Genomic DNA, 538 nt, shown 5'->3' with positions numbered 1-538 from the left:
AGGCCGGCGGCGGCAAAGGCTATATGCCCGTCGACCACTCAGGCGCCATCGACAAGAGTGGCGGGGCACTTGCCGCTGCGCTGCGCTGCCATTGGCTGCCGAAGGTCACCGCGGGCTGGTTCTTCCGGGCGGAGTCCTTTTACTCCGTGGCTCGTTATCTTGACCAGGCGGCGCTGGAGTCTGGCGGAGCGCCGCCGGACTTCCTGTCATGGTCGCATGGCGAAGGGTTCATCCGCTTCTTCGAGGAACGCTGCCGACGACAGGGCATCTACATCCTCGACGAGCCCGAAAGCGCGCTCTCGCCGACGCGCCAGATCGAGTTGCTGAAGCTGCTTCAGCGCATGGAGCGGTCCGGCACCGCGCAGGTGATCATGGCGACGCACTCGCCGTTGCTGATGGCCTGCCCGAACGCGCGGCTCTTCCGCATCAGCCGCTTCGGCCTCGATCTGATTGATTTTCAGGACACCGATCATTTTCGCATGATGCGTGACTTCTGCAGCGATCCGGCTGCCTTTCTCGCCGATGCGCTGTATGAGGA

General features: G+C 63.8%; 1 protein-coding gene. It reads left to right on the top strand.

Annotation, left to right across the window (positions count from 1 at the left end; all coding sequences use genetic code 11):
* Positions 1 to 538 (top strand): AAA family ATPase (locus EOA60_RS36585; protein ID WP_128312808.1); only part of this gene is annotated, 538 nt, incomplete at both ends.

The sequence above is a fragment of the Mesorhizobium sp. M1A.F.Ca.IN.020.06.1.1 genome, from assembly GCF_004023265.1.
In the GTDB taxonomy this organism is placed as follows: Bacteria; Pseudomonadota; Alphaproteobacteria; order Rhizobiales; family Rhizobiaceae; genus Mesorhizobium.
This window is presented reverse-complemented; position numbering and strand designations above follow the sequence as displayed.